Below are 4,422 nucleotides of genomic sequence, written 5' to 3'. Positions count from 1 at the left end.
TGGTGGAGCCGGTGGCCGGGGAGGTGTGGTTGCCGGTGTTGCGGCGGGATCGGGATGAGGCGGTCTCGGCGGTGTCGGCCGCGGCGGGGGTGTATGTGCGGGGCGGCACCGTCGACTGGGCCTCGATCAACACCGATCCCGAGGTCGCCCCGCGCCGGGTGGACCTGCCGACCACCGCCTTCCAGCGCAGCCGCTACTGGCTCGACCCGGCACCGCAGCGACTGCTCGGCGAGGGCGTGGCCGTCGCCGGCAGTGGCCAGACGCTCTTCACCGGCTCGCTGTCGCGGCACACCCACCCGTGGTTGGCCGACCACGTCGTCGCCGGCCAGACGCTGGTCCCCGGCACCGCCCTGGTCGAGCTCGCCCTGCGCGCCGGCCGCGACCTCGACCTCCCCGGCCTCGACGAACTGCTCGTCGAAGCCCCGCTCACCCTCCCCGACCACGGCGCCGTCGACATCCAGCTCGTCGTGGACCCCGCCGGCGACCCAGAAGAAGACCCGGAAGACGACCCATCCGACAAGGCCGCCGCCGGCGACCGTCCCACCCGCCGGACATTCGCGATCCACGCGAAGGCACCCGGCGCCACGGACTGGACCAGGCACGCCCGGGGAACGCTCACCGCCGAGGCCGTGCCACCCGCCGCGGGTGGCAGCGACTGGCCGCCGGCGGGCGCCCAGCAGTGGGGCACCGGTGACTTCTACCCGGCGCTCGCTGCCAACGGCTACAGCTACGGGCCGGCCTTCCGTGGCGTCCGCACCGTCTGGCGCCGCGGCGAGGAGACCTTCGCCGACATCGTGCTGCCGGAGGGGGTCGCGGCCGGGGAGCATCTGCTGCACCCCGCCCTGCTCGACGCCGCGCTGCACGCCGTCGTCGCCGGCGCCGAGGGCATGCTCGTGCCCTTCGCCTGGACCGGGGTGAGCCTGCACGCGGACGGCGCCACCGTGGTCGGAGTCCGCATCACTCCGACCGGTGACGACACCGTCTCGCTGCTGCTGACCGACACCACCGGCGCCCCCGTCGCGACGGTGGCCTCGCTCGTGCTGCGGCCGCTGCGCGCGGCGGGTCCCAGCGTCCTCGACGCGCTGTACCGGCTGGACTGGGTGCCCGCGCGGCACGAGCCGGCAGCCGACGACGCCTGGGTCCGGCTCAGCGCCCTCGACCCGACCCGGCCCCGCCTCGGCGACAGCGCCGACGGCTCCGGCCGCTACCCCGAGGCCTTCGCCGACATCGCCGGCCTGCTCGACGCCATCGCCGCCGGCCGGCCCCGGCCGGAGCTGGCGATCGTGCGCTGCGCCCACCCCGAGTCACCGGTGGCCGGCGCCGTCGACGCGCTGGCCTTCGTCCAGGCATGGCTCGCCGAACCGGCACTCGCCGGAACGCGGCTGCTGATGGTGACCGAACGCGCCGTCGACGCCGGGCCGGGCGGCTCGGTGCGGCCCGAGGCGTCGACGGTCTGGGGGCTGCTGCGAGTGGCTGCCGCGGAGAACCCCGGCCGGCTGCTGCTCGCCGACATCGACGGCACCGCGACCTACGACGTGCTGCGCTGCGGTGTCGCCTCGGGCGAGCCGGAGTTCGCCATCCGCGGCGACGAGCTGCGGGTCCCCCGGCTGGTGCGGGCGCGACCGGGCCTGCCTGTGCCGGCGGGCCCGTGGGAGCTCACCGCGGCCGAGATCGGCACGCTGGAGGGGCTGACGCTGGCCGAGTCCGACCGGGGCGAGCGACCGCTTCGGGCCGGTGAGGTCCGGGTGGCGGTCCGCGCCGCCGGGGTGAACTTCCGGGATGTGATGACCGTGCTCGGCGCCTACCCGGGCCCGCCCGGTCCGCTCGGTCTCGAAGCGGCCGGGACGGTCACCGAGGTCGCTCCGGACGTGACCCGGGTGGCGGTCGGCGACGCCGTCATGGGGATCTTCTCGAGCGCCTTCTCACCCTCGGCAGTGACCGACGCCCGCCTGGTGATCCCGAAGCCGGCCGACTGGTCGTGGGCGCAGGCGGCGGCCGCCCCGATCGCCTTCGCCACCGCCCATCGAGGCCTCTTCGGCCTCGCCGGGCTGCAGCCGGGTGAGACCGTGCTCGTCCATGCGGCGGCCGGTGGCGTGGGACAGGCGGCTGTCCGCCTCGCGCGCCGGCACGGTGCGCGGGTCTTCGGGACGGCCAGCCCCGGCAAGTGGGCCAGCGTCGAGGGGCTCGCCGCGGTCGCCTCGTCGCGGACGCTGGACTTCGAGACCGAGTTCCGCGCCGCCTCCGACGGTCACGGCGTGGACGTGGTGCTCAACTCCCTGGCCGGCGAGTACGTCGACGCGTCGTTGCGGCTCACCGCGCGGGGCGGCCGCTTCGTGGAGATGGGCAAGACTGATGTGCGCGAATCTGCGCAAATTCGAGCGGAGTACGGCGTCGACTACCGATCCTTCGACCTGCTCGAGGACGGCGTCGAGGTCATGGCGCCGATCCTCGCCGAGCTGGGCGAGCTCGTCGACACGGCCGTCGAGCCGCTGCCCGTGACGGTCTGGGACGTCCGCCGCGGCGTGGAGGCGTTCCGACACCTCAGCCAGGGCCGCAACGTCGGCAAGGTCGTCCTGATGCTGCCGCCCCGAGCCGCCTCCCGCGGTACCGCGCTGGTGACCGGCGCATCGGGCGCACTGGGCCGGCTCGTCGCCGAGCACCTGGCCGGGCAGGGACACGAGCTGCTGCTGACCTCCCGGCGCGGCACCGCCTCACCGGAGCTGGCGACCACGGTGGCGCGGCTGGCCGCGGCGGGGGCCACCGTCCGTGTCACCGCCTGCGACGTCGCCGACCGGGACTCGCTGCAGGCCGTCCTCGCCGCCATCCCCGACTCGGCTCCGCTGAAGGCCGTCGTCCACGCCGCCGGCGCGCTCGACGACGCCGCCTTCGCCGCCCTGACCCCGGACCGGCTGGCCGCGGTGCTGCGGCCGAAGGTGGACGGCGCCCGGGTGCTGCACGAGCTCACCCGCGACGTCGGGCTGGAGGCCTTCGTCCTCTTCTCCTCGGTGGCCGGCATCTGGGGCAACCCGGGCCAGGGCAACTACGCCGCCGCGAACACCTATCTCGACGCGCTCGCCGCCCACCGGCGGGACCACGGGCTGCCGGCGACCTCGCTGGCCTGGGGTCCGTGGCGCAGCCGGGCCGGGATGGCGGGCGGACTCAGCGGCACCGACTGGCAGCGGCTGGCCCGACAGGGGCTGCACCCGCTGAGCGACGCCGAGGGACTGGCGCTGCTGGACGTCGCCCTCACCGGCGGCGAGCCGGCGCTCGTGCCGGCGCGGCTGTCGCTGGACTTGGTCGAGGACCCCCGTCCGCTGCTCGCCGGGCTCACCCGCCGGGCGGTCCGGCGAGCCGCGACCGCCGCTGCAGCCCCCACGGCACCGACCGTCGCCGCGCAGCTGGTCGCGCTCGGCCGTGACGAGCGCCTCGAGGTCCTGCTGGAGTTGGTGCGCCGCAAGGCGGCCCGCGTGCTCGGCGTCGCCGACCCCGAGCAGCTGCACCCCCGCCGGCCGTTCCGCGACCAGGGCTTCGACTCGCTCACCGCGCTCGAGCTCCGCAACAGCCTGCAGGCCGAGACCGGACTCGCGCTGCCGCCGACCGTCGTCTTCGACCATCCGGCGCCGGACGCGATGGCCGCCCATCTCGTCGCCGAGCTGGAGCGTGCGGGCGCCGCCGCGGCGCCTGCGGAGGTGGCGCTCGACGTCGATGTCGACCGCCTCGCCGCCGGCGTCGCCGCGCTCGACCCCGACGCCGCCGCGCAGGTGGTGCGGCAGCTGCGCGAGCTGGTCGACCGCCTCGCGCCCACCGCCGGCGCGACGGTGGCGACGCAGCTGGAGTCGGCCAGTGACGAGGACATGTTCGCGTTCATCGAGGGACAACTGGGGAGCTGACGAGATCGATGTCGAGCGACGTGTCGAGCACCGAGGAGAAGCTGCGGGGCTACGTGAAGCGGCTCAGCGCCGAGCTGGCCACCACGCGGGAGCGGCTCGACGAGGTGCAGCGACGGGCCACCGAGCCCATCGCCATCGTCGGCATCGGCTGCCGCTACCCCGGCGGCGTGGACGAGGCCGAGAAGCTGTGGCGAGTCGCGGCCGAGGGACTCGACGTGGTCGGCGGGCTGCCCACCGACCGGGGCTGGGACGTCGACCGGCTCTTCGGCGCGGATGCTCCCGCCGGCGGGTTCCTCGCCGACGCCGCCGACTTCGACGCCGAGTTCTTCGGCATCTCGCCGCGGGAGGCCCGTGCCATGGACCCGCAGCAGCGGCTGCTGCTGCTCACCTGCTGGGAGGCCGTGCAGCGGGCCGGTATTGCGCCGGATTCGTTGCGGGGTTCGGCGACGGGTGTGTTTGCGGGGGTGTTCGGGTCTGGTTATGGCGGTGGTGTGGCGGGGGCGTTGCGGGGTGTGGGTGGGGGGCATTTGTT

The 4,422-nt window shown here is 75.4% G+C and carries 2 protein-coding genes; both read left to right on the top strand.

Going from position 1 to position 4,422, the window contains the following annotated elements:
* The first annotated feature begins 95 nt into the window (after positions 1-95).
* Positions 96-3,890 (top strand): SDR family NAD(P)-dependent oxidoreductase, encoded by a 3,795-nt coding sequence (locus AC0NZQ_RS21820; RefSeq protein ID WP_474532234.1) that lies wholly within the window; start codon positions 96-98, stop codon positions 3,888-3,890.
* A gap of 8 nt (positions 3,891-3,898) precedes the next feature.
* On the top strand, positions 3,899-4,422 hold a 524-nt coding region (locus AC0NZQ_RS21815), incomplete at its 3' end, for a beta-ketoacyl synthase N-terminal-like domain-containing protein (RefSeq protein WP_474532232.1).

It is taken from the genome of Jatrophihabitans sp. sgz311053 (assembly GCF_056135305.1).
The sequence above is the reverse complement of the archived record's forward strand: the minus strand, read 5'-3'. Positions and strand labels throughout refer to the sequence as shown.